Origin of the sequence: Candidatus Tisiphia endosymbiont of Dascillus cervinus, from assembly GCF_964026405.1 — a bacterium.
In the GTDB taxonomy this organism is placed as follows: Bacteria; Pseudomonadota; Alphaproteobacteria; order Rickettsiales; family Rickettsiaceae; genus Tisiphia.
On record NZ_OZ032146.1, the window covers coordinates 1007231 to 1027882 of the forward strand.

At 33.0% G+C, this 20652-nt stretch carries 17 protein-coding genes, 2 tRNA genes and 2 pseudogenes; 10 read left to right on the forward strand and 11 right to left on the reverse strand.

The features are described from left to right. The first annotated feature begins 40 nt into the window (after window positions 1–40). A complete protein-coding gene (locus tag AAGD19_RS07525) occupies window positions 41–364 on the forward strand; it encodes an ankyrin repeat domain-containing protein (protein WP_410520804.1) in 324 nt (107 codons plus the stop codon). Between the two features lie 169 nt (window positions 365–533). Here AAGD19_RS07525 and AAGD19_RS04895 read toward each other — a convergent pair whose 3' ends face one another. Then, entirely contained in the window at window positions 534–1463 is a 930-nt protein-coding gene (locus AAGD19_RS04895; protein WP_341747376.1) for a site-specific tyrosine recombinase XerD, read from the reverse strand. A 21-nt stretch (window positions 1464–1484) separates the two neighbouring features. Next, window positions 1485–1559: transfer RNA gene (locus AAGD19_RS04900), tRNA-Cys, on the reverse strand. A gap of 399 nt (window positions 1560–1958) precedes the next feature. Between AAGD19_RS04900 and AAGD19_RS04905 the strand changes: the two genes are divergently transcribed. Next, a complete protein-coding gene (locus AAGD19_RS04905) occupies window positions 1959–2462 on the forward strand; it encodes a CarD family transcriptional regulator (RefSeq protein ID WP_341747377.1) in 504 nt (167 codons plus the stop codon). Window positions 2463–2781: 319 nt separating this feature from the next. On the opposite strand, the pseudogene AAGD19_RS04910 reads toward AAGD19_RS04905, so the two are convergent. From AAGD19_RS04910 to cmk, 6 genes and pseudogenes are all read right to left on the reverse strand, one after another. Next, window positions 2782–2982: pseudogene (locus AAGD19_RS04910) on the reverse strand (UDP-N-acetylglucosamine 1-carboxyvinyltransferase); the annotation flags it as partial. Window positions 2983–3008: 26 nt separating this feature from the next. Continuing rightward, window positions 3009–3590: a DUF3916 domain-containing protein gene (locus tag AAGD19_RS04915; RefSeq protein ID WP_341747378.1), complete on the reverse strand. Its 582-nt coding sequence runs from the start codon at window positions 3588–3590 to the stop codon at window positions 3009–3011. A gap of 23 nt (window positions 3591–3613) precedes the next feature. Next, the gene (locus AAGD19_RS04920) at window positions 3614–4063 is read right to left on the reverse strand and encodes a hypothetical protein (RefSeq protein ID WP_341747379.1); all 450 of its coding nucleotides are present in this window, start codon (window positions 4061–4063) and stop codon (window positions 3614–3616) included. A gap of 23 nt (window positions 4064–4086) precedes the next feature. Continuing rightward, a complete protein-coding gene (gene murA, locus AAGD19_RS04925) occupies window positions 4087–5361 on the reverse strand; it encodes a UDP-N-acetylglucosamine 1-carboxyvinyltransferase (protein WP_341747380.1) in 1275 nt (424 codons plus the stop codon). Window positions 5362–5696: 335 nt separating this feature from the next. Continuing rightward, entirely contained in the window at window positions 5697–7427 is a 1731-nt protein-coding gene (locus AAGD19_RS04930) for a 30S ribosomal protein S1 (RefSeq protein ID WP_341747381.1), read from the reverse strand. Between the two features lie 171 nt (window positions 7428–7598). Next, on the reverse strand, window positions 7599–8249 hold the full coding sequence (cmk, locus tag AAGD19_RS04935; RefSeq protein WP_341747382.1) for a (d)CMP kinase: 651 nt from the start codon (window positions 8247–8249) through the stop codon (window positions 7599–7601). Window positions 8250–8527: 278 nt separating this feature from the next. Here cmk and AAGD19_RS04940 point away from each other — a divergent pair. The 4 genes from AAGD19_RS04940 (at window position 8528) to AAGD19_RS04955 (ending at window position 11060) form a co-directional block, all read left to right on the forward strand. After that, window positions 8528–8604, forward strand: a tRNA-Val gene (locus tag AAGD19_RS04940). 517 nt (window positions 8605–9121) lie between these two features. Beyond that, window positions 9122–10000 (forward strand): integrase family protein, encoded by an 879-nt coding sequence (locus AAGD19_RS04945; protein ID WP_341747383.1) that lies wholly within the window; start codon window positions 9122–9124, stop codon window positions 9998–10000. Between the two features lie 20 nt (window positions 10001–10020). After that, complete coding sequence (locus AAGD19_RS04950) at window positions 10021–10269, forward strand: tyrosine-type recombinase/integrase (protein WP_341747384.1); 249 nt, start codon at window positions 10021–10023, stop codon at window positions 10267–10269. A gap of 119 nt (window positions 10270–10388) precedes the next feature. Then, window positions 10389–11060 carry a tyrosine-type recombinase/integrase gene (locus AAGD19_RS04955; protein WP_341747385.1) on the forward strand — a complete coding sequence of 224 codons (672 nt, stop codon included), beginning with the start codon at window positions 10389–10391 and terminating at the stop codon, window positions 11058–11060. 16 nt (window positions 11061–11076) lie between these two features. Here AAGD19_RS04955 and AAGD19_RS04960 read toward each other — a convergent pair. Continuing rightward, window positions 11077–11884, reverse strand: a pseudogene (locus AAGD19_RS04960) (DNA adenine methylase). Window positions 11885–12418: 534 nt separating this feature from the next. Here AAGD19_RS04960 and AAGD19_RS04965 point away from each other — a divergent pair. The 4 genes from AAGD19_RS04965 to AAGD19_RS04980 all read left to right on the forward strand — a co-directional run bounded on the left by AAGD19_RS04965 (window position 12419) and on the right by AAGD19_RS04980 (window position 16639). Continuing rightward, window positions 12419–13285: a HAMP domain-containing sensor histidine kinase gene (locus AAGD19_RS04965; protein WP_341747386.1), complete on the forward strand. Its 867-nt coding sequence runs from the start codon at window positions 12419–12421 to the stop codon at window positions 13283–13285. A 341-nt stretch (window positions 13286–13626) separates the two neighbouring features. Next, entirely contained in the window at window positions 13627–15771 is a 2145-nt protein-coding gene (locus tag AAGD19_RS04970) for a hypothetical protein (protein ID WP_341747387.1), read from the forward strand. 286 nt (window positions 15772–16057) lie between these two features. Continuing rightward, the gene (locus AAGD19_RS04975) at window positions 16058–16336 is read left to right on the forward strand and encodes a type II toxin-antitoxin system RelE/ParE family toxin (protein ID WP_341747388.1); all 279 of its coding nucleotides are present in this window, start codon (window positions 16058–16060) and stop codon (window positions 16334–16336) included. Between the two features lie 12 nt (window positions 16337–16348). Beyond that, window positions 16349–16639: a HigA family addiction module antitoxin gene (locus AAGD19_RS04980; protein ID WP_341747389.1), complete on the forward strand. Its 291-nt coding sequence runs from the start codon at window positions 16349–16351 to the stop codon at window positions 16637–16639. 20 nt (window positions 16640–16659) lie between these two features. Here the strand turns inward: AAGD19_RS04980 and AAGD19_RS04985 are convergent, their stop codons facing one another. Both AAGD19_RS04985 and AAGD19_RS04990 read right to left on the reverse strand, forming a co-directional pair. Continuing rightward, window positions 16660–17211, reverse strand: coding sequence for a hypothetical protein (locus AAGD19_RS04985; RefSeq protein WP_341747390.1), 552 nt, complete (start codon window positions 17209–17211; stop codon window positions 16660–16662). Continuing rightward, entirely contained in the window at window positions 17174–20650 is a 3477-nt protein-coding gene (locus AAGD19_RS04990) for a hypothetical protein (RefSeq protein ID WP_341747391.1), read from the reverse strand. Before AAGD19_RS04990 ends, AAGD19_RS04985 begins: the two co-directional genes overlap by 38 nt. Window positions 20651–20652: the final 2 nt, after the last annotated feature.

Here is a 20652-nt window from a genome sequence, read left to right on the forward strand (position 1 = left end):
GATATAATTCAACTATAATGATTATATAAAAGAGGATAAGATGAGTAAAGATACTTCAGAGAGTAATAACTGTAGTGTTCTAACAGTAACTAGCACTGCACCACAACATGATATAGTTAAGATGGGAAATATTGAGTTAGTACGCAGAATGTTAAAGTCGCCTAACTTTAATATTAATGCCAAAGATATAAATGGCAGAACTCCATTAGACCTCCTTCGAAACTCTACTTCTGTTGGTGATTTGTACATCGATGCGGTACTCGAATCCGTAACGGAATTAGAGTACGCTGCGGTTCGAGGTGAAGCGTCTCCTTCAAATCTCTCAGCACAAGCGAGTTTCGAAAGAGGTCTATTATATAGCTAACTTGGAAATGTTTTAACCATAGCTACTTCGTTATTGCTAGGAGGCGTGGTAAGCACGACTTGAAAAGTTAAAAAATGGGACAATCATCATCCCCAAAGAGGATTAAACTATAAATTGCTATTTTAGAAAATGCTCATTCACCCCTTGTTTTACGCTCTAATTCTTTACATCATTTGAGTATAGATAATTTAAGCGGATGATGATCTAAAGCCTGTTTTAGATGCTTTGTTTGTATATGTGTGTAAATTTGGGTAGTACTAATATCAGCATGTCCAAGTAGTTCTTGAATTACCCTAAGATCTGCACCGCCTTCTAACAAATGGCTTGCAAAACTGTGACGTAAAGTATGTGGGGAGATATTACTTGGGTCTAGCCCAGCCTTAATAGATGCTTGTTTTAACAGAATTGCGAAATTCTGCCTAGTCATATGACCATTAGTTGAAGAAGAGCAAAATAAATAAATTTGACTTTTAGGGTGTTTTTTGCTTATAAATTTACTACGAATAGTTAAATAATCAGACAAACTTATGGTAGCCTGTTCGTTGATTATCACCATTCTTTCTTTATTACCTTTACCGATTATTGAAAATATTTTTCTAATATTTTGGGACATTTGATTTACTAAAATATCAGTTAACCTTATACTGACAAGCTCAGAAACACGTAACCCACTTGCATATAATAAATGAATCATTGCTTTTAGGCGTATGGAATCAGGGTTTTTGTCTTGATTGCAATAGAAAAGTAAATCTTTGATTTTATCAATTGATAATGTAGAAGGAAGTTTAGCTTGATATCTTGGTAAATCTACCATCAAAGCAGGATTATAATTGATATGCTTTTCGCTAATTAAAAATTCATAATAGTTTTTTATAGTGGATATCTTCCGGTTGATTGATCTTGCCTGCAAGCCATTTCCCGCCAAATATTCTATCCAGTCTCTAATATTTTCAGCTTTAATATTCAGCTCTAACAATTTATTCTGTGATAAAAATTTCTGGAAATCTAACAGATCACCTTTGTAGCCAAGTACGGAATTATTAGATACACCACGCTCCGCTATCATCATTTCTAGGAATTGTTCGATAAACTCTACCATATTACGTACAGTTTGTTTTAATGGAGGCCAGGGCCGGAATCGAACCGGCGCATTGAGGATTTGCAGTCCACGGCATTACCACTTTGCTACCTAGCCTAAAGAGCTGAGATATTAACCAATATTAGAGCAAAAGGCAACTTGTTTTTCTTTTGTTTTAGGTAGGGTAATATTTTTTTATAACTTATACTTTGTTATCCTTCTAAAATATGCTATACTACCACAGAGTAAAATTAGTTTGTATTGTATACTAATTCTGTTTCGAAGAATTGTTATTTGAAAATATCAAGGACTCCCGTACCGTATGTACGTCTAGTGTGTTCTCTCCTCATTTTCAAATCTAATTTGGAGTCACATTCAAGTATATTTAGGGAGTGTTATCTTTAGTATTGTGATTTGCAAAATATCTATAGTTATGATTTAATTATTTGCAACTCACTGACACAAATTCAAATCAATTGACCATGGTCTAAGTTTTTATAATGGAAAGGAGTAAGCATGTCAACATCGTCTGAATTTAAAGTAGGAGAAAGAATTGTATATCCATCTCATGGAGTTGGAGAGATAGTAAATGTAGAACACCAAATCATAGCTGGTACTGATATTAAGGTTTATGTAATATCATTCCCTCAAGACAAAATGACTTTGAAAGTACCGGTAAACAGAGCTGCTATTTCGGGTCTTAGAAAACTTGTTAGTAAAACTGATTTAGCTGTAATATATTCAACGCTTCAGGGTAAAGCTAAGCAAGGTAATAGGATGTGGAGTAGAAGAGCACAAGAATATGAGGGTAAAATAAATTCTGGTAATGTAGTATCTGTAGCAGAAGTGGTACGAGATCTCTATAAGAATGTTGATAGTGACCGATCTTATAGTGAAAGGACTATTTATGAATCAGCCTTAAATAGGCTAGCTGGGGAGCTTGCAATTCTTGAGAATATAAATCCTGACGAAGCAATTAATAAATTAATTGAAGTATTGAGAGATAAGCTCGCTGCGTAAATTGAAAATTCATTTTCCTGAGGTGATATACTGCTATGATTTCAAGAGTTGATAGACGATAGTATACTCAAATGATTTGAAGAATTGGATTTGAAAATGAATGGTGAGCAAGCGGAACGTACATATAGTATAGTCACGCATGCGAATCCATGATATTTCCAAAAAACAATTTTTCAAAGCAGAAGAGTATATAACTTCAGGAAGAGCTAGGCAGTAGCAAAGTCGAGCAGCGTAACGTACATGAGTAATGGGGCAGCTTCAATCTTTAGGTCACGGGAATCTTAATTCTTGAAGTTCTACCTAAGTAGAATAAATTTATTTAAACATTATCTCCAGTAATTCGTACTATATTTGCCCCGCAACTGGTTAGTTTTTTCTCCAATGTTTGGTATCCACGGTCTAAGTGGTAGATTCGGTGTATTCTTGTTGTATCGTTGGCGGCAAGTTCAGCTAATACTAGGGATACTGATGCTCTGAGGTCGCTTGCCATTACTTCTGCTCCTGTCAAAAAAGGTACTCCGTGTATTATACAGTTTAAATAAATACTTACCAAGAGTCTAATTGTCCAATAGACCATAATTCTCCTTGGTATTTTGTATCTTCATCGTTAATAGTTTCAATATAACCTTGCTCCTGTAGTACTACAGTATCTGATATTTTAATATTAAACTCTTTTATAAGGCTTCTATTCGTATCTGTAATTAAAACTAGCTTGTGTTTTTTTGAGTTACGAATAAAAAAATTTTCATAATATTCCTTATCAACAAATACTGTTACTTCGCTGCCGAACATTCTAGGTACATCAATTAGACACATAATTTTTGATGGAGTTGTTATATTATTGTACACTTTAGTTATTAGCATATGACAAACAGCATCAACTAAATATTGTATACATTCTCTTCTAATTTCAAAAGTTGTATCTTTATTTAAGATACTATCTAAAATCGGTATCTTGAAGTTCCAGTATATACCTTTATATACATCATTAGGATAAAAATCCTTAAAACTCTCAGACCATTTCTTTAATACATTTAATCTTCGTCTAAGCATTCTTGATGTTACCACAACATCATTTATGTTTATACACCTATATTTATAAAAATCGTAAGGAAGGGGCTTAGTCATTTTTTTATTCCGTATTATAAAACTTAAGCTACTTCTAGCCTAACCATTGGAATTACCCCTCTATCGGGACCATCAATAAAATCTTGGATAATATTGTCTATAGAAGTTACTTCATTAATATTATAATTTTTCCATTGATTTTGGGTTAAAGAGAAATAAAGATTACCAGACATATCATCATACCAAGTATAAAATATCATTCTTATACCAGGATGATTTGTTGTTAAATCTTTTGCCCTAGCAGCAATTACAGCTTCATAAAAAGTTTTTAGTTCTTTTTTTGTACATAGTTTAAAGTTGTAATCAACTTGAAAACCCCAACGATTTTCGCTATATTCATTAATCCGATTATCCTTAGTACTCAAAACAATGGGATCTTCGATAATTTCATAAAACTCTAGCTCATTAAAATACATCTTAGCTTTTTCAGATATATTTAGCTTTCTTATTGATGGATGAATATTTGGGGTCATATTAGAATTGCTTATCTGTTTTTTTAAACATTATCTCCAGTAATTCGTACTATATTTGCCCCGCAACTGGTTAGTTTTTTCTCCAATGTTTGGTATCCACGATCTAAGTGGTAGATTCGGTGTATTCTTGTTGTATCGTTGGCGGCAAGTCCAGCTAATACTAGGGATACTGATGCTCTGAGGTCGCTTGCCATTACTTCTGCTCCTGTCAAAAAAGGTATACCCCGTATTATAGCACTCTTTCCGTTAACTGTTATATTTGCACCCATTCTGCATAATTCAGGAACATGCATAAAGCGATTCTCAAAAATATTTTCTGTAATTATAGAAGAACCTTTGCAAAGAGTCATAAGGCTCATAAACTGAGCTTGTAAGTCTGTTGCAAAACCTGGATATGGACTTGTATGGATATCCACGGGATTTAATCTGTCTACATAAGAAACTCTTAAACCATTATCAATAGGTTCAACTTTTATGCCAGCTTCAATGAGCTTTAATACTATATTTTCAACAATATTGCTGTTAATTCCATAAATATTTAAATTGCCTTTAGTAATGGCAGCCGCCATCATGTAGGTACCAGCTTCAATACGATCCGGCATGACTGAATAGTTGGTATTTTTTAAATAAGATTTACCAATAATTCTTACTTCGCTTGTACCAATTCCATCTATTTCTGCACCCATTTTGTTAAGGCAATGGCATAGATCAACAATTTCTGGTTCTCTAGCACAGTTAAATAATATCGTTTCTCCTTCAGCCAAAGTAGCTGCCATTATGGAATTAATTGTTGCTCCAACAGATATTTGTTTAAAAACAAAATGTACAGCTTTTAATCTGCCTTTGATCGTAGCATTAATATAACCATGATCAACATTAATATTGGCTCCCATAGCTTGCAGAGCTGCTATATGTAGATCTACTTGCCTAGCCCCTATAGCACATCCTCCAGGTAAGGAAACCTTAGCTTTAGAAAACCTGGAGAGTAGAGGTCCTAGAACCCAAATAGAAGCACGCATTTTACGCACTATATCATATGGGGCAGTAAAATTATTAATATTGCTGCTATCGATATCCATGCTCAAGTGATCTTGATGCTCAGTTACAGTGACAACACTACCTAAATTCTCAAGTAATTTTCTCATTGTGAGAATATCGGTAAGCTTTGGAATATTATTAATACTAAGCTTATCCGTAAGCAGTGCAGCTGTCATAATCGGTAATGCTGCATTTTTAGCTCCGCTAATACTAATACTACCTTCAAGGGGGATACCACCCTGAATTATTAAACTATCCATAGGAATTCCTCAATATATATAATATAGCACTTAACATATATGTTCATATTAGTGCTAGGTTATAAGAACGAACAACCGTCATCGCGAGCCACGCCATTTCGTGGCGATCCAAATAAACAGCGTGCTGTTACAACTTTTGGATTGCTTCGTCGCCTAAAGTGGCTTCTCGCAATGACGGTTAGAGAATTTATTCAATCTACAACTGTAGCACTAATATGAACATATATGTTAAGTGCTATAACCCGAATTTGATATAACTTGTTATATCAAATTCGGGTATAAGTCAATTAGGTTTAAAGCGATATAGTAGCTGTATTAGTTAAATAAAAAATTTATCATTTTTTACTATCGTCAAGAGCTGTTCCAAGTATGTCTCCTAGACTAGCAGCACTATCAGCAGAACCATATTCTTTAATAGCTTTTTCTCTCTTTTCTATTTCAAGTGCTTTTATTGACAAAGTAACTTTACGAGATGCTTTATCAATGGTAATGATTTTTGCATCAATTCTGTCATTAGGGACAAATCTTTCAGTTTTTTGATCAGCTTTTTCACTAGAAAGATCAGCTTTTTTGATGAAGCCCGGTATTTTGTCGTCTAAAATAACTTCTATCCCATCATCTTTAACTTCAGTAACTGAGCAAGTAACGACCATATTTTTTTTGTACATGTCAAATTCATCTTGCTGGGGGTCAAAGCTTAGTTGTTTAATACCTAAGCTTATACGTTCCTTTTCAATATCAATTGATAAGACTTTACACTCTATTTGATCATTCTTTTTATATGTTTTTAACAGCTCAGTACCATTGCCTTCCCAACTTATATCTGTTTCATGAATCATACCATCAATGTTGTCATCAAGTGCTACAAACATACCAAAGTCAGTGATATTTCGTATTGGTGCTTTAATTATACTACCTATTGCATGACTATGCACAAACCCAATAATTGGGTTATCTTGACACTGTTTAATACTTAGAGATATTCTATGTTTATCGGTATCAACTTCTAGAATTGTGAATTGAACTTCTTGACCAATAGTAAGCATTTTCTTAGGATGTTGATTTGATTTTACCCAACTAATTTCACTTGAATGAACGAGTCCTTCAATACCATCTTTTAATTCAATAAATACCCCATAATCAGCAATATTTGTTACTTTGCCAGTCATTATTTTGCCAACTGGGAATTCTTCTTTTATACTTTGCCATGGATTATGATCAAGTTGCTTCATACCAAGTGAAATTCTCTTAGTTTCTTCATTAAATTTTATAACTATAACCCTAACCTTTTGATCTGGAGATAAAACTTCAGAAGGGTGATTTATTCTGCTCCATGAAATATCAGTAACGTGCAATAGACCGTCTACATTACCTGAATTACCTAAAGCAATAAACGCACCGTAATCAGTGATATTTTTTACTGTACCATCTAATATTATTCCTTCCTTAATTTTCGATAACATTTCGTCTCTAGCCTCAGATCTTGATTCCTCAAGTATAGCTCTTCTAGAAACTACGATATTCCCAAGTTTCTTATCCATCTTTAAAATTTGGAATGGCTGCTTGATACCCATTAACGAAGCAATATCTTTTATTGGTCTAACATCTACCTGACTTCCAGGTAAGAAGGCAACAACCCCTGATACGTCAACAGTAAATCCACCTTTAACACGTCCGAATATTACACCATCAACAAACTGTTTATTGGCACATGCAATTTCTAAATGTCCCCATGATTCTTCTCTAATGGCCTTTTCACGACTTAATATAGTTCTACCGTTACGTCCTTCAATTTTCTCAATATATACATCAACTATCTCGCCAACTTCTGGTAAAGGTTGATTACTAACTAGAGCAAATTCTTCTATAGGAACTCTGCCTTCATTCTTTAATCCAACATCAACTATGATAATGCCTTTAGCAATCCCTACTACTTGACCTTTGACAACAGTACCTTCTTTTACGTGACTAGTACTTACGGCTTCAAGCATTTGTGCAAAATCTTCGTGAGATTGAATGCTAATTTCAGCAAGCTGAGAAACAAATTTTTTCTTAAATTTTTGCATATTATTCTCTAATACTAGTTGTGCCGTCTAGTATAAAAATTATAGTTAATTGACTTGAATTTACATAAGCAAGTTGTTCTTTGCCTTAAGTAATCAAATTCAACTAAATTAACTATGAATGGTTAATAAAATGTAGATAAAACAACCTATGGCACATAAAATATGTTGATGTTACCTAACTGAAATAAACTCCATGATCTTATCAATCACTTCTTTTGGTGATAGATAAGAAGTATCAATTTCTAAAGCTCCTTGTGGGGGAAGAGTTGGAGCAATATCACGCTCTATATCCCGTTTGTCTCTTATTTTTAGTTGTTCCAAAACTGTATCAAATATATATTCTCCTCCTTTTTCTTGCAACTCTTTATATCTTCTCTTTGCTCTAATAACAATATCTGCTCTGATAAAAATCTTTAAGTCAGCATTTGGGGCCACTACTGTTCCAATATCTCTACCTTCCATTATAATTCTAGGAGTTGTTTTTATTAATTTTCCTAGATATTTTCCTAGGTTATTTCTTACTTCCGGTATAATAGCAATTTTTGATGCTACATTACCTACAATCTCACTATCAAGTTCTGAATTTTGTACATATTCCGTAGATTTGGATAATTCAATTATTCCATTTATGTCAGTAAGATCAATTTTTTGGTTTATACAAGAAATAGCAAGGCTTCTATATACAATACTTGATTGAAAGTAAGTAAGCTTAAGTTTTTGTGCTAACATTTGACCAATTGTACTCTTACCCGATGCTGCTGGACCATCCAGTGCCACTACAAAATTATTGCTAATATTAAAAGCTTGAGATTTTAAGGTCATTTACTTATAATTTTATGCCGAATTCTAGCTGAATATTTAAAATAATGCAAATAAAACTTGAAATTGAAGCTATTATAGATTAGAGATGTTACTATGAAAACTTAATATATATTTCAAATGATTTGAAGAATTGGGACAACAAACAAGGGGTAACCGGACTAGGCGTACATTTGCTACGTGAGTACGCGATAGACTCTGCAAGTATTTGAAAAAGCAATTCTTTAAAGCAGAAGAGTATACTTTGTTGTTTTAAGTATAAAATTAAATCAGAAAAGCAAGGGCGGTTAGCTCAGTTGGTTAGAGCATTACGTTGACATCGTAAAGGTCGGTGGTTCGAATCCACTATCGCCCACCAATTACTTAGTGATATTTTCGTTAAAAACCTTATATCCATAGTGTTTCCTCCGGTTAATTAGACTAAATTTTAATAGTATAGAAAATTTTATTACTTGTCAATTTACAATTAATTTATAGGTTTTTTTGGTGGAAAAGTTACATATCGATTACATATCAAAATACTACTTTTAAGTACTTCATTATTAAAATATACAACTAAAAATAGTTAATTATTTCTATCATCAACAATGAATTAAATCAACTTAAAATTGAGTCTTACAATTTTAAAAATAATTGCTTGTCCTAGTTTTAATTACTAAAAATATAATTCAAGTTGTCAAAATACCACTTTTAAACACTTCCTTATTTTAATTCTCATTCTTATAAATTAACTCTTGCAAACTATTTCTATCAGCGGTAATTATTTAATTATGACTAGTGTAAAATTAGTTAATTCAATTAACTAACTTTAAGACAATTAGATTGAGCTAGGTTAGTTTTATCACCTAATAAATATAATTTTAAGGTAGGTATTTATGGCAAAAAATTCATTTAACTTTACTAAAGAGATTCTAGAAAAAATTATTCCACCTAAAGCAGAAAAAGATAGTAAGGGCAAAATTATTCGCCCTAAAATTGTCCAACATGTTTATAGAGATACCGAAGAAAAAGGACTAGTCCTAAATGTATCATATTTAGGACCTAAAAGTTTTTTTCTAAGCAAAAAAATTAATGGTACACGTTACAAAATTAAATTAGGTTCTTTTCCTAATAAACTAAATCCTTCTCCTGATGATATTTCTATTACAGAAGCAAGAACAAAGGCAGCAGAATTAAAAAACCAGCTTGCTAAAGGGATAAATCCTATTTTGCCAAAAGCTCAAGAGTTACAAGAGAAAAAACAGGAAATGACCTTTAAAGAATTTTTTTATAAAAAATATATTGAAGACTACGCCAAACACAAAATAAAGCGTTGGAAGAACGTTGATGCTGATATTAATAGGCAAGCAGATCATCTCTTTACTAGAAAACTATCTAGTATAAATAGAGATGATGTACAAAAGATTTTTAATGACCTCACCAAAGATGGCAAAAAAACTATGGCTAATAAATGTGTTCAGAGATTCATAGGAATATTTAATAGAGCTGTTGAATGGGGGATAGTAGCAAACAATCCGATAACTGGTATTATACAACATCCGGAAAAGTCAAGGGATAGATATTTACTAGCTGAAGAAAAAGAACGCTTTCTTGCGGTTGTAAAAGAAGAACCTCAAATAATACAAGATGTTATTCTTATACATTTGTATACTGCAGCTAGGAAGGGCGATATTTTGTCAATGCAATGGAATAATATCAATTTAGCTGATGCACATGGTATGTACCCAACCCTAAAAAGGGTGAACCTTATTTAGTTCCTTTAAAAAAACAAGCTGTGGAAATCTTAAAGGCAAGAAATGAGCAACGTCATAGCAAATGTCCTTGGGTGTTTCCAAGTGATCATAATAGTAAAAGTGGACACCTAGAAGATCCCAAAAGAGCATGGAACAAGATTAGGGAAAAAGCTGAACTTAAAGATTTTAAGTTACATGATCTTCGTAGAACTATGGGAAGTTGGATGGCTATTGCTGGAGCAAGTCAGTATGTTATTGGTAAAGCTCTTAACCATAAAAGCCCTAGATAAACAGCAATTTATGCACGATTAAGTATAGACCCTGTTAGAGAATTTATGGAAAAAGCTGATAATATTTTTGACAAAAAAAACACTACTGACACCAACAACATAATTTAAGTAGGCATCATATGACAACCACTTTACTTTATTGTACTAACAAAGCTATAAAAAAGAAAAATCCAACAGGAGATATTGAACTACGTAAAAAAGAAATCAGGAGAAGATTTATCGGTACTAAAGAAGCAATGTCAAAGTTTTTTGAGGTAATTAATGCCGAGCTAAATAGGAAAATGGCAGATTTTTTCTTAATAGTGTTATTCACTAGAGCAAGGAAAGGTGAGGTTTTATCTATGAGATGGCAGGATATTAATTTTGAAGATATGACATGGTGCAACCAGTCAAAAAAAGTTCATTTAGTGAAAGATGCCCTAACCATATTAGCAAGAAGGTATAAGGAGAATAATCTTGATTCAGTATGGGTATTTCCTGATAGTAAAAATAGTAATCATTTACAAGAGGCGATTAAGAGTTGGCAGAAAATTTGCCAATTGACTGGTATTGACGGTTTAATGACGCATGATATTTGGATGAGTAAAGCTGGAAAGGATAAAGAGAGAATATGGGAAACTTTAGGTTATCAAGATATCAGCACAACCAAAATATGTGATATTATGAACGATCAAGTTAGAAAATCTATGGAAACACATAGAAGGGAAAATGAAACACGACAAAGAAAGATAGAAGAATTGGAACAACAGATAAGAGAGCTTAAATATAGGCAAAACGCAAGGGCAATGTAAAGTGTGTAATTACTAATTACCTTACATAATTAGTAATTACAAGTTCTCTAGTTATTTTCTTCTGTCCGGTTAGGGCATATTTGGCGTCAATAGTATTTATTGTAAAGTCTTGGTATATTTCTCTGATGAAGTCAGTATTACTATTAGAAATCATTAGTTTTACACCTCTGCTAGTTAGTTCTTTAACGAAATCTCTTAGTCTAACTTGTTCATTCTTATCAAAGGGCAGCCTAGTATAAAATCTTTCCCCGACTTGGCAATAAGGTGGGTCAAAATAAACAAAATCATTTTCCTTAGGTTCGATAAACGAAAAGTCAGTAACGTAAATTGAGGCATCACTTAGAAAATTGCTACATTGCTGTAGTTTCTTATCAATATTAGCACTATTATATTTCTTAGAAGAAAAGGACAAACAAAGCCTACCACTCTTATTAACTCGATACATACCCATGAAAGAATATTTATTTAAATAGAGAAATATAGCCGTTATACTAGTCGGGTCATTACTGTCATTACGTTTTTGTACACGATAATAATATTTTTTCGAGTGGATGTCCTTTATGGGTTGCAAATAAATCACTTACTGCCGTTGGATTCTTTTTTACAGCATTGTAGCTGGTAATTAATTCTAAATTAATATCAGATAGAAAACATTTCTGACACCTATCTTTTATTTTGAAGAATAATGCCCCACCACCAAGAAAAGGCTCATAATAATTATTGAAAGTATCAGGAACATATTGTATCAATTGATCGGCAAGTTTTCTTTTGCCGCCAACCCAATTAAAGAATGGTAACGGCTTATTTTTAGTAGTAGCCACGATGGTAAGTATTCATTATTCAGGTACATAAATATCTTACTCATTGTATCATAAATATCACAGAAATGCTACAAAAATCGTCAGTATATTGGTAAAAATGGTGGTTTAAAAATCACAGTTAATGAAAGTACACCATTTCTTCTACTAAATAATTAGCTTTGTTTGGTGCAAAAAAACCTGATACAATTTTAGGCTGATATTTGCCTTAAAATGTAAGTAGATAATTAGATATTTATTCAATTAACCGCATTAGCCAGCTTGTTGAACAGCTAATTTACGGCTTACTTCTCAGCTATTTATCCATCAATTATCAATGATAATCTTTACTTGCTGTCTCTAGTTTAACACTATTCTAAAAAATTTTATAAAAAAATTACTAATCGTGGAAAAACCGCTGTACTCTGAGGAAAAATAAGAGTATTTGTTAAGACGACGTTACAATAATGTAAATGTTAAGCACTAAGGTTAGATTACAATCGCAAAATTTTTCTCTAACCTCAGTGTCTACTTCACGATAGTAAAATAGGAGTTAATTCTATGCCTGCCGATATTAAAAATCAACAAGAAAACAAATCTACCCATGAAAAAAATCTAGGACTAGCTAATTTTATCCACCAAGACTCTGTAAGAACTATATCCATTAGCATAAACAAACCTTGTAGTGAGATGTTTGCTCTTTCTACAGTACTATATGAATGCGAGGATGAACACAACAAAAAGAGTACTATAGCTGCGATTGTCGCTTATGCTAAGGACTTAATGTATTACTCTAGAAATATAGTAAATTTTACTAGCTACCCAATCTCAATTGCTACCACAAGCGTAGTACCTGCCCCTACAACTTCTAGGAAATTCAACCCTGAAACGTTAGTAAACAACGTTATTAATAAACTAATGCTATCCTCTAAGAATAAAGGCATAAGGTTTGCAAATAATTTCACCAAGGACATTCCAACCATCATCATTGGTGACGGTTACCGACTTGAGGCAATATTAACCCAGTTAATTACCAATGCCATTAAATATACTGAACAAGGCGGTATTACCTTAACCACCTATTTTTTTCCTGGAGGTACTAAAACATTACAAAAGGATAGAGAGTATAATAGTACAAACACTATAGACACACAAAAAGTCAAAGATATTTTACAATTGATTGTTCATGATACAGGGGTTGGTATGTCTGAAAAACAGCGACAATCTATCTATCAACAATTAAATGGTCTCGAAGCTAGTGATGATGAATTAGCGACGGATTCAAACTCAGAATCAAATTTAGAATTAGGTCTAGGTTTAAGTCTAGTCAAACAATTTATTCATGAAATAAAGGGCACAATTGATGTTAATAGCCAGCAGGGTAAAAGTACAACCTTTACTTTGCAAATACCGGTAAAACTGCCTTAAATCAGGATATCACGTGTGGTGGTTGTCACACACTGAGGTTAGGGAAAGCAATGCAACCTAACCCCAGCGTCTATTATCTATGACAAAAATAGGAATTAATTTTATGACTACTAATGTTAAAAATCAATAACAAAACAAATTTACCAATAAAAAAGCACAAACACTTAGAAATATTTGCAGATCAATAATATAACCACAGAGATTAATAAAAATAATACTTGCAATATTAATTTTATCTGATAGTATCCCCGCCATAAAATATAAATCCGTTTAATACGGCAGAAAATTATGGGTTGGGTAGTCCATTCATTAAAATTATTAATCTTAATTAGGCAACAACAATGACAATAGAGGCAACAACAACGACAACAGAGGCAACAACACCGATAACAGATTTTAGTATATTTGCAGAAGGTGTTTACCTAAATTTTGATGACAAGGCAATGATATTGTCTAATATATTAAGTAATCAGAAGAGCTTAGAGGCATTTAGTTCATTTATACAAAGGAATGAACGTGTCTCAGGACTTAAGCTAGGAAAATGTAAGATTAATAGCGATAAAATTAAATTATTAATAAAGCCGATAAATAATAGTAATATTACTATCCTTGATGAAAACTATAATGATCTAGGTGATGAAGGTGCAGCTGAAATAGCTAAACTCTTGAAACTTACTAATCTAAACATAGGGAATAATAAAGTACATAATACAGGTGTAGATGAAATAGCTAAACTCACTAATCTTACTGAACTAAACATAAGCGATAATTTCTTAAACAATAAATGGGAAGTTGAAATAGCTAAGCTTCCTAAGCTTAGTAAACTTAAGATTAAAAATAGCTACTTCAATTTTACAGTGATAGAAAAATTATCTAATTTGATTAATTGTGAAATCTTATTTAAGGGAGAAGACACAGAGATCATTAAGTTTATGCAAAATGCAAACAACCCAAAAGTTAATCTTACGCATGAAAAAGTTAAAAATATGATGTTTACACTGCATGATTATAACGTCAGATATGAAGAAGATTTGATAAAACATATAATAAACCATCCAGAAAAATACCCCTTTGCTATAAACTCACGAGACTTAGAAGGACACTCATTATTACATTTTTATAATGACAAACCTAAGATACAGAAATTCCTTTTTCAACATGGTATTGTGCCAGAGCAAGAACCACAAGACGGAATATTGCCCAGCTTAGTAAAGGATAGGCAATCTATTCATACAAAAGAAGTAGTAGATTTAACGAATTTTATTACAGATAAGTTAGTTGAAGACTATAAAGGTACAAAAGAATCGTTACAAGAGATAGCAACGGCATATAATAATAAATTAAAAGACTCTACTAATTTCTTTAATACTACAGTTAAATTAGCATTACTTAGCTTGACTGATGCATCTAAGCGGGACACAATGGGAAATGCATTAAAGAGTGGGCAAGCTGTACCAGATGATCAAAAATTTGTTCATACTATAATGGATACAGCTAGTAAAGCACTAACAGCAGAATATTTAGTAAGGGGGTATTCTACAAATGAACTACGATATGATGATAATAAAGATCATACAGTTACTATTCCTGAATCTTTGGGACTTGTTAAATCATTAATAGATACTATGGAAATTCCGGTTGCTGATAAACGGGAATTGCTGGTAACGTTAATGGTAAAATTCCCGAAATTAGTAAAAGATAAACTAAAAATAATACAAGAAAAGTTGGGAATAGATGTTCCGTTAAAAGTATTAGTAAATTCTAGCAATTGTCATAAATTCTTAGAAAGCAATCCTATTATACAAAAGACTCCTCAGATAATATCAGAACTATTTAAAGATATTAGTAATTTAGATATAGAAGAAACATGGAGAGAACAAAAAGAATTTGCTTTAGCAGCAAGAATATACATGGCTGCTACAACTTATGACGACATGACTGCTTGCATTTTAGGAACATGGAGCCAGATTATTAATAGTGCAACTGAAATAAACCCAATATTTCTTGATAAGTTCAATAAATTGAAAGAAGAAGAGGCTAAAAAAGAAAAAGAAAGGACGTCTATTACAGAAAGCAATATTCAAGAATTTATTGCTGCATTAACTGAAGAATTAATAAAGTTTGTTGAAGAGAAAGCAGAATTAAAAGAGAGCCTTGCAGAACTGGGAGCAGCTATGATAGATGTTAAAGCACCACAGGATATTACCATAGCACAACAAAAGATTTTAGCACAAGTCAACCAATTTATAGAAAAGATCAAAGATTACTTATTTAATTATAATAGTACAATGCCAAAATTTGAGGAATATGAGATTATAATCGCTGAGTTAGCAGAAAATAAAGTTCTGCAACAGTTTGTGACAGACTACTATGGATTGCAACAGCAAGTAGGACAACTAGAGTATGATATATATAATCATCCACTATCTGAAACAGGTGAACAAGATGTTGGAATAACTGGGGATACCGAAAGTTTAGGGTATTGAACTTTGATTTTAATTTGCTGGCAAATTAGTTCTTTGGATTTTAATGAGTTATCAGCTTCAATTTCTGCAGATTTTCTTTTACGCTGTAAGTCATAGAGAATATGGCTTACAGCATGGATGTTAGAGCTGTCTACTGTAAGCCATCAATAATAAACTTATTTTTTTAATCAATATCCGTTAAATTGAAACTATAAAGTTCATTAGTAAATTTAGTTTTATTAGATAATTATCTTGATAACTGTAACGTTATATGTTATAGTTATCATAAGGTAATATTGTTTAGGATATGATCAAAACTTTTAGCCATAAAGGTCTAAACAATTTCTTTAATAATGGCGATACTACAAAAATACAGAGCGATCATATAAAAAAACTCAGGCTGTTACTGGCTAACTTAAATGCTGCAACTAAGGTAGAAAACATGAATTTACCAGGGCTTGGACTGCACAAGCTGCAAGGTCATATGAAAGACTTTTGGTCAGTTAAAATTAATGGCAACTGGCGTCTGATATTTCGTTTTAATAATGGAGATGCCTATGACGTTGATTATTTAGATTATCATTAAAGCAAGGTTATTATGTTCAATCCCCCACACCCAGGTAGTATATTAAAAGAATTATATTTAGAGCCTTTAAATTTAACTGTCACTGAAGCATCTCTATCGCTTGGAGTTACCCGTAAAACTTTATCATTTCTGATCAACGAAAAATCTAACATTAGTTCTTCTATGGCTATTCGTTTATCTGCAGCATTTCCAAACACAAACCCTGAATACTGGCTTAATCTTCAACAGCAGTATGATATCTGGAATGCCAAAAAAAATATTGATGTTTCCCATGTTAAAATATTACTTCATATGTCTGCTTAAATTAGATTTATAATTTTCTCCTACCAATTCAAGCTATGGCAGTCATGGAAACCACATAAAGCTGGCTGTAGATAGAATAAATTCCTACCCGGGATGTGTCTTTGAAGGGATTTTTTAAGCAATTCTTCTGCCTTATCCAACTCGCCATTTTTGATTAAAGTAAGCATTGTGCCAAAATCAATGATGTCACTACCTGTCGTTCCTGCTAACGCTTTAAGCAGATTATTATAACTATCATACTCATTAAAGAAAAAATCCCCAAATAATCCAAGACCACCGCCCTGTAATAAAGATGCCATAAATACTCCTTCTTCATCTGGTGCAATCCATTCTTTTCCGTCAAATAACCTTTTAGCATTGATCGATAAGTAACCAAGCCCTATAGAACCCGGTAATAATTGAAACAACATTTTAATAGTAGTTGGGTTTCTCATTGATTTAGCAATATCCTTCCATGTTGCTAAATCCAATAAATTGCCACTACCTACTTGTTGATGAAGTGGTATCTGATCGATGGTTACTGATTTTAACGGTCTAGTAATGTAAGTATAGGCAAAAGTTTTGAATTGCATTATACACTGAATTACCGCGGCAAGCTGGCGAACCTGCTTTAACACCTAAATTGCCGAGTAACACGGCATTTCTTTCGGCAGTATGCGGAGTGGCAATAGCTGTATCGACCCGGTCAAGTAAATATCTTCGTAAATTATTGGTCAAATCCTGCTTAAGTCTAGTTCTATTGAGATCACTGACTATACTATTACTATTTTGTTGTAAATACTGGTCTAGCAAATGATCAGGTAGTAATGTCATATCAGGTATTAAATATGGTTTATTCTCTATTTGTTGTACTAAATGCTGATAAAGATGCCAATTACTTTCATTAATGCCATATCTATTAAGCAAAGTTTGTAAGTTATGATATAGTAAGTTAAAGGGCTTATTGACTTGTAATGCTAAATTATGCGATAACAAATTACCAACTGTAGATTTCCAAGTATTATCCCACCATTCCATAAAGTTTAGTTTAAAAAATGCATTGGTAAGTTTAAATATGCTACCAGATACTGGGTATTCTCCTGCAAAACGAGAATGACTGTGACTAAGCAGTGAATCTACAGCGATACCAAGCAACCTGCCAATTTCCTTTTTCTTTTCACCATTAAAGCCTGTAGCCGCCACTTGCAATATATTCGTATAAGATTGCATTAGTGGTATGCCATTATTCTGTAACTCACTGATAAAACTTATCATATCAGGTATTGAAGAAAGTACCACTTTGCCAAGATTTGCCATACAGTTCCAAGCACGATAAGCCCCAAGGATACGGTCAACTGATGGTATTTGTGGTTTAACTCCTAGCATTAGGTCTAATTGATTGACAAAACTGTTTGGGTTACTAAGTACTGCTAATTGCTTTAAAATAGCTGGGTCTTTAATTGCTGACTCTTGTAGCTCCTTGGTAAAAGTACCTTTAATTGATTGTAGCATTAACTCAGGATTACAACCCATACTCTCCATCACCCCAATACTCCGACCTAGTATATTAAGGTTACTAACTATCGAATCAGCAATGAAGGATCGACTTTTAATTAAAGGGCTAATGAGCTTGTCAACAAGGTTATTTTGTACGTAATTACCAAACTCCTTCTGATATGTTAACCAAGCTTCTGCCGATTTAAAATGTAGTTTCCTACTAGCTGACACCACATCAGCTACGTTACTTCCTCTAACGTAAGTAAATGCTATATTTAAATATTGGTCAGTATCTTTTAAATGAATACTACTAGCAAGATTATTAAATATTGCCTTATAATCTATTTTATCATTTAGTTTAGCAATTTTTTGGTGATCAAGTAGCGGATAGATAAAATTCAACCATGCCTCATAACCAGCTTCTCGGAGTTTAAGACTATTATGCTGTTGTTTAGTAATATAACCCTCTAGCGGGATTATATAACCACCTGCTAGATTAGCTCTATTGATGGCGATTGTTTGCCATTTATTGATTATTTGAGCAACTATCATTGCCCTCCTACTCCCAGTCGGCTTTTTATTAGGATGGCTGATATTCCATAATTCCTGTATTACGTCCTTTTCATAAGCAATATCGCCGTACTCGTGTAGTACACCAGCTTTCTCTAAATCTCTTGTAAGACCAAATAACAGCTCTTTAGCAATAGTTTGTTGCCGTAAATCAACTTGCCGTAAATATTCTTTTATCGCAGCAACCTTATTGGGATGATTTCTAACAAATCTCTCTATGGTAGCCATTTTGATTAAATTCAGGGCATTATTTCTTTTTTTTACAAAGTACTCCTTCTTAAAATCATCAATGAACATATCTATTTTTTTGTCTCTCTCTAACAAATCTAATCTTTTCTGTCCGACAAACTCTTTATGGATAGTTTTTAGCTCATCCACTAGCTGTGGATTGATGAGACTTAGAGTTTTAAATAATTCCTCTAGTTCTGAAGGGTTAGCCCCTTGCTTAATCTTACGTAAGATTTCTTCGGTTCGTTGGTAAATAACATCTTGCTTGTTGCTTTCTGCTTGATAACTAACCTTTTGTTGTTCAGGTAAATTGGCTATTTCAGTTTCTAAAGAAGCTAGATGTTCTTGTAGATTGGGGGTGGCATTGTTATTATCAAATTTCTCATCATCACCATGGTAAAAAGATTCAGCTTCTTGTGGATTATCAAGATTGATATGTTTGCCTTCCTCTAACTGCTTTCTTGCTATATATAACTCTTCAGGTGATAAATCATAGCCTTTAGTTTCCCATTGCTGACGTCGTAAATTATTGATAATTTGCTGATCTAATTGTTTTACTGCTATCAAATATTCCTGAAACTCCGGGTTATTAATATGCTCCTGATGTAATTGCTGTAATTTGCCTTCTTCCTCTAGTAAAATATCCAAGAACCATTTTGGTATTGCTTCAGTCTTGCCATTAGTACCAAACTGATCATGCATATGTTGTTGTAATTCTGCTATTTGCCTTTGCTGGGCAGAATATGAGGGAAATTGTTGCTCGGCTGCCGTAATTAATTGTAACTTCTTTGCTTGTAACTCAGCTAACCTTGATAAAGAACTGTTTCCAATATTAGCATCGGTACTTGTTGGTACTTGACTATCAACTTGCTCAGTTTCTATTATATTCTCCTGAGGAGATGATTCTTTTAGTACAGTGTCAATATTATCTTTCAACTGACTATCAACTATCGGATGTAAGGTCTCAATTTCAGGGCGTAGCTTATTCGAATATAAATACAATCTGTCTCGCAAATATTTAGCTGAATAACCAAGACCATGCAATGTTGCACCAAATAAACCGCTTTCTATAATATTAATCAAACTGTTCGAGCAGTCATAAGGTCTTTGTTCAGTATGTCGCTCATTATAAAGAAATGGTTCGATAGCTGCCTGACCTACAGCACCACCAACCAAACCCTTAGCTAATGTTGTTGGAAGTTTGCCATATTTTAGGCTAGCCGCCGCCCACATTGCTGGTTTACCAATAGGAACGAAGCTAGCAGCAATGTTAATTAGTGATAAATTACCAAATACTATCTCAGCTCCAAATTTGCCAATAGCTTCAACTAATCCGCCTTTACCCGCAGCAATAATATATTCATTAATTTCTCGCTGCTTTTTCCTCTCTAAAATATCTTCTACTTGTGTTTCGGTAAAATTAGGGTCATACTTTAAACCTGATTCAGCATATTTTTGCTCAAACTCTTTCTTGGTTAATTTATTATTGTAAGTTTTAAAATATTCAACAATATCCTGCAGTTCAGGATCAATAACATATTGTGGGTCAAAAGCTTGCCATAAAGTTGATAGGCTTGGACTATCGGCATAAGCTTGCTTAGCTGATGCCCACCAAACATCTAATTTACTACTACCTAATAAATCAACGATACTATTAGTTCTAAAACTCGGTATTAAGATAGAATAGTAAAGTGATTGGTCATTTGAGTAATTATTTAAGCTGTCATTATTTTTCATCA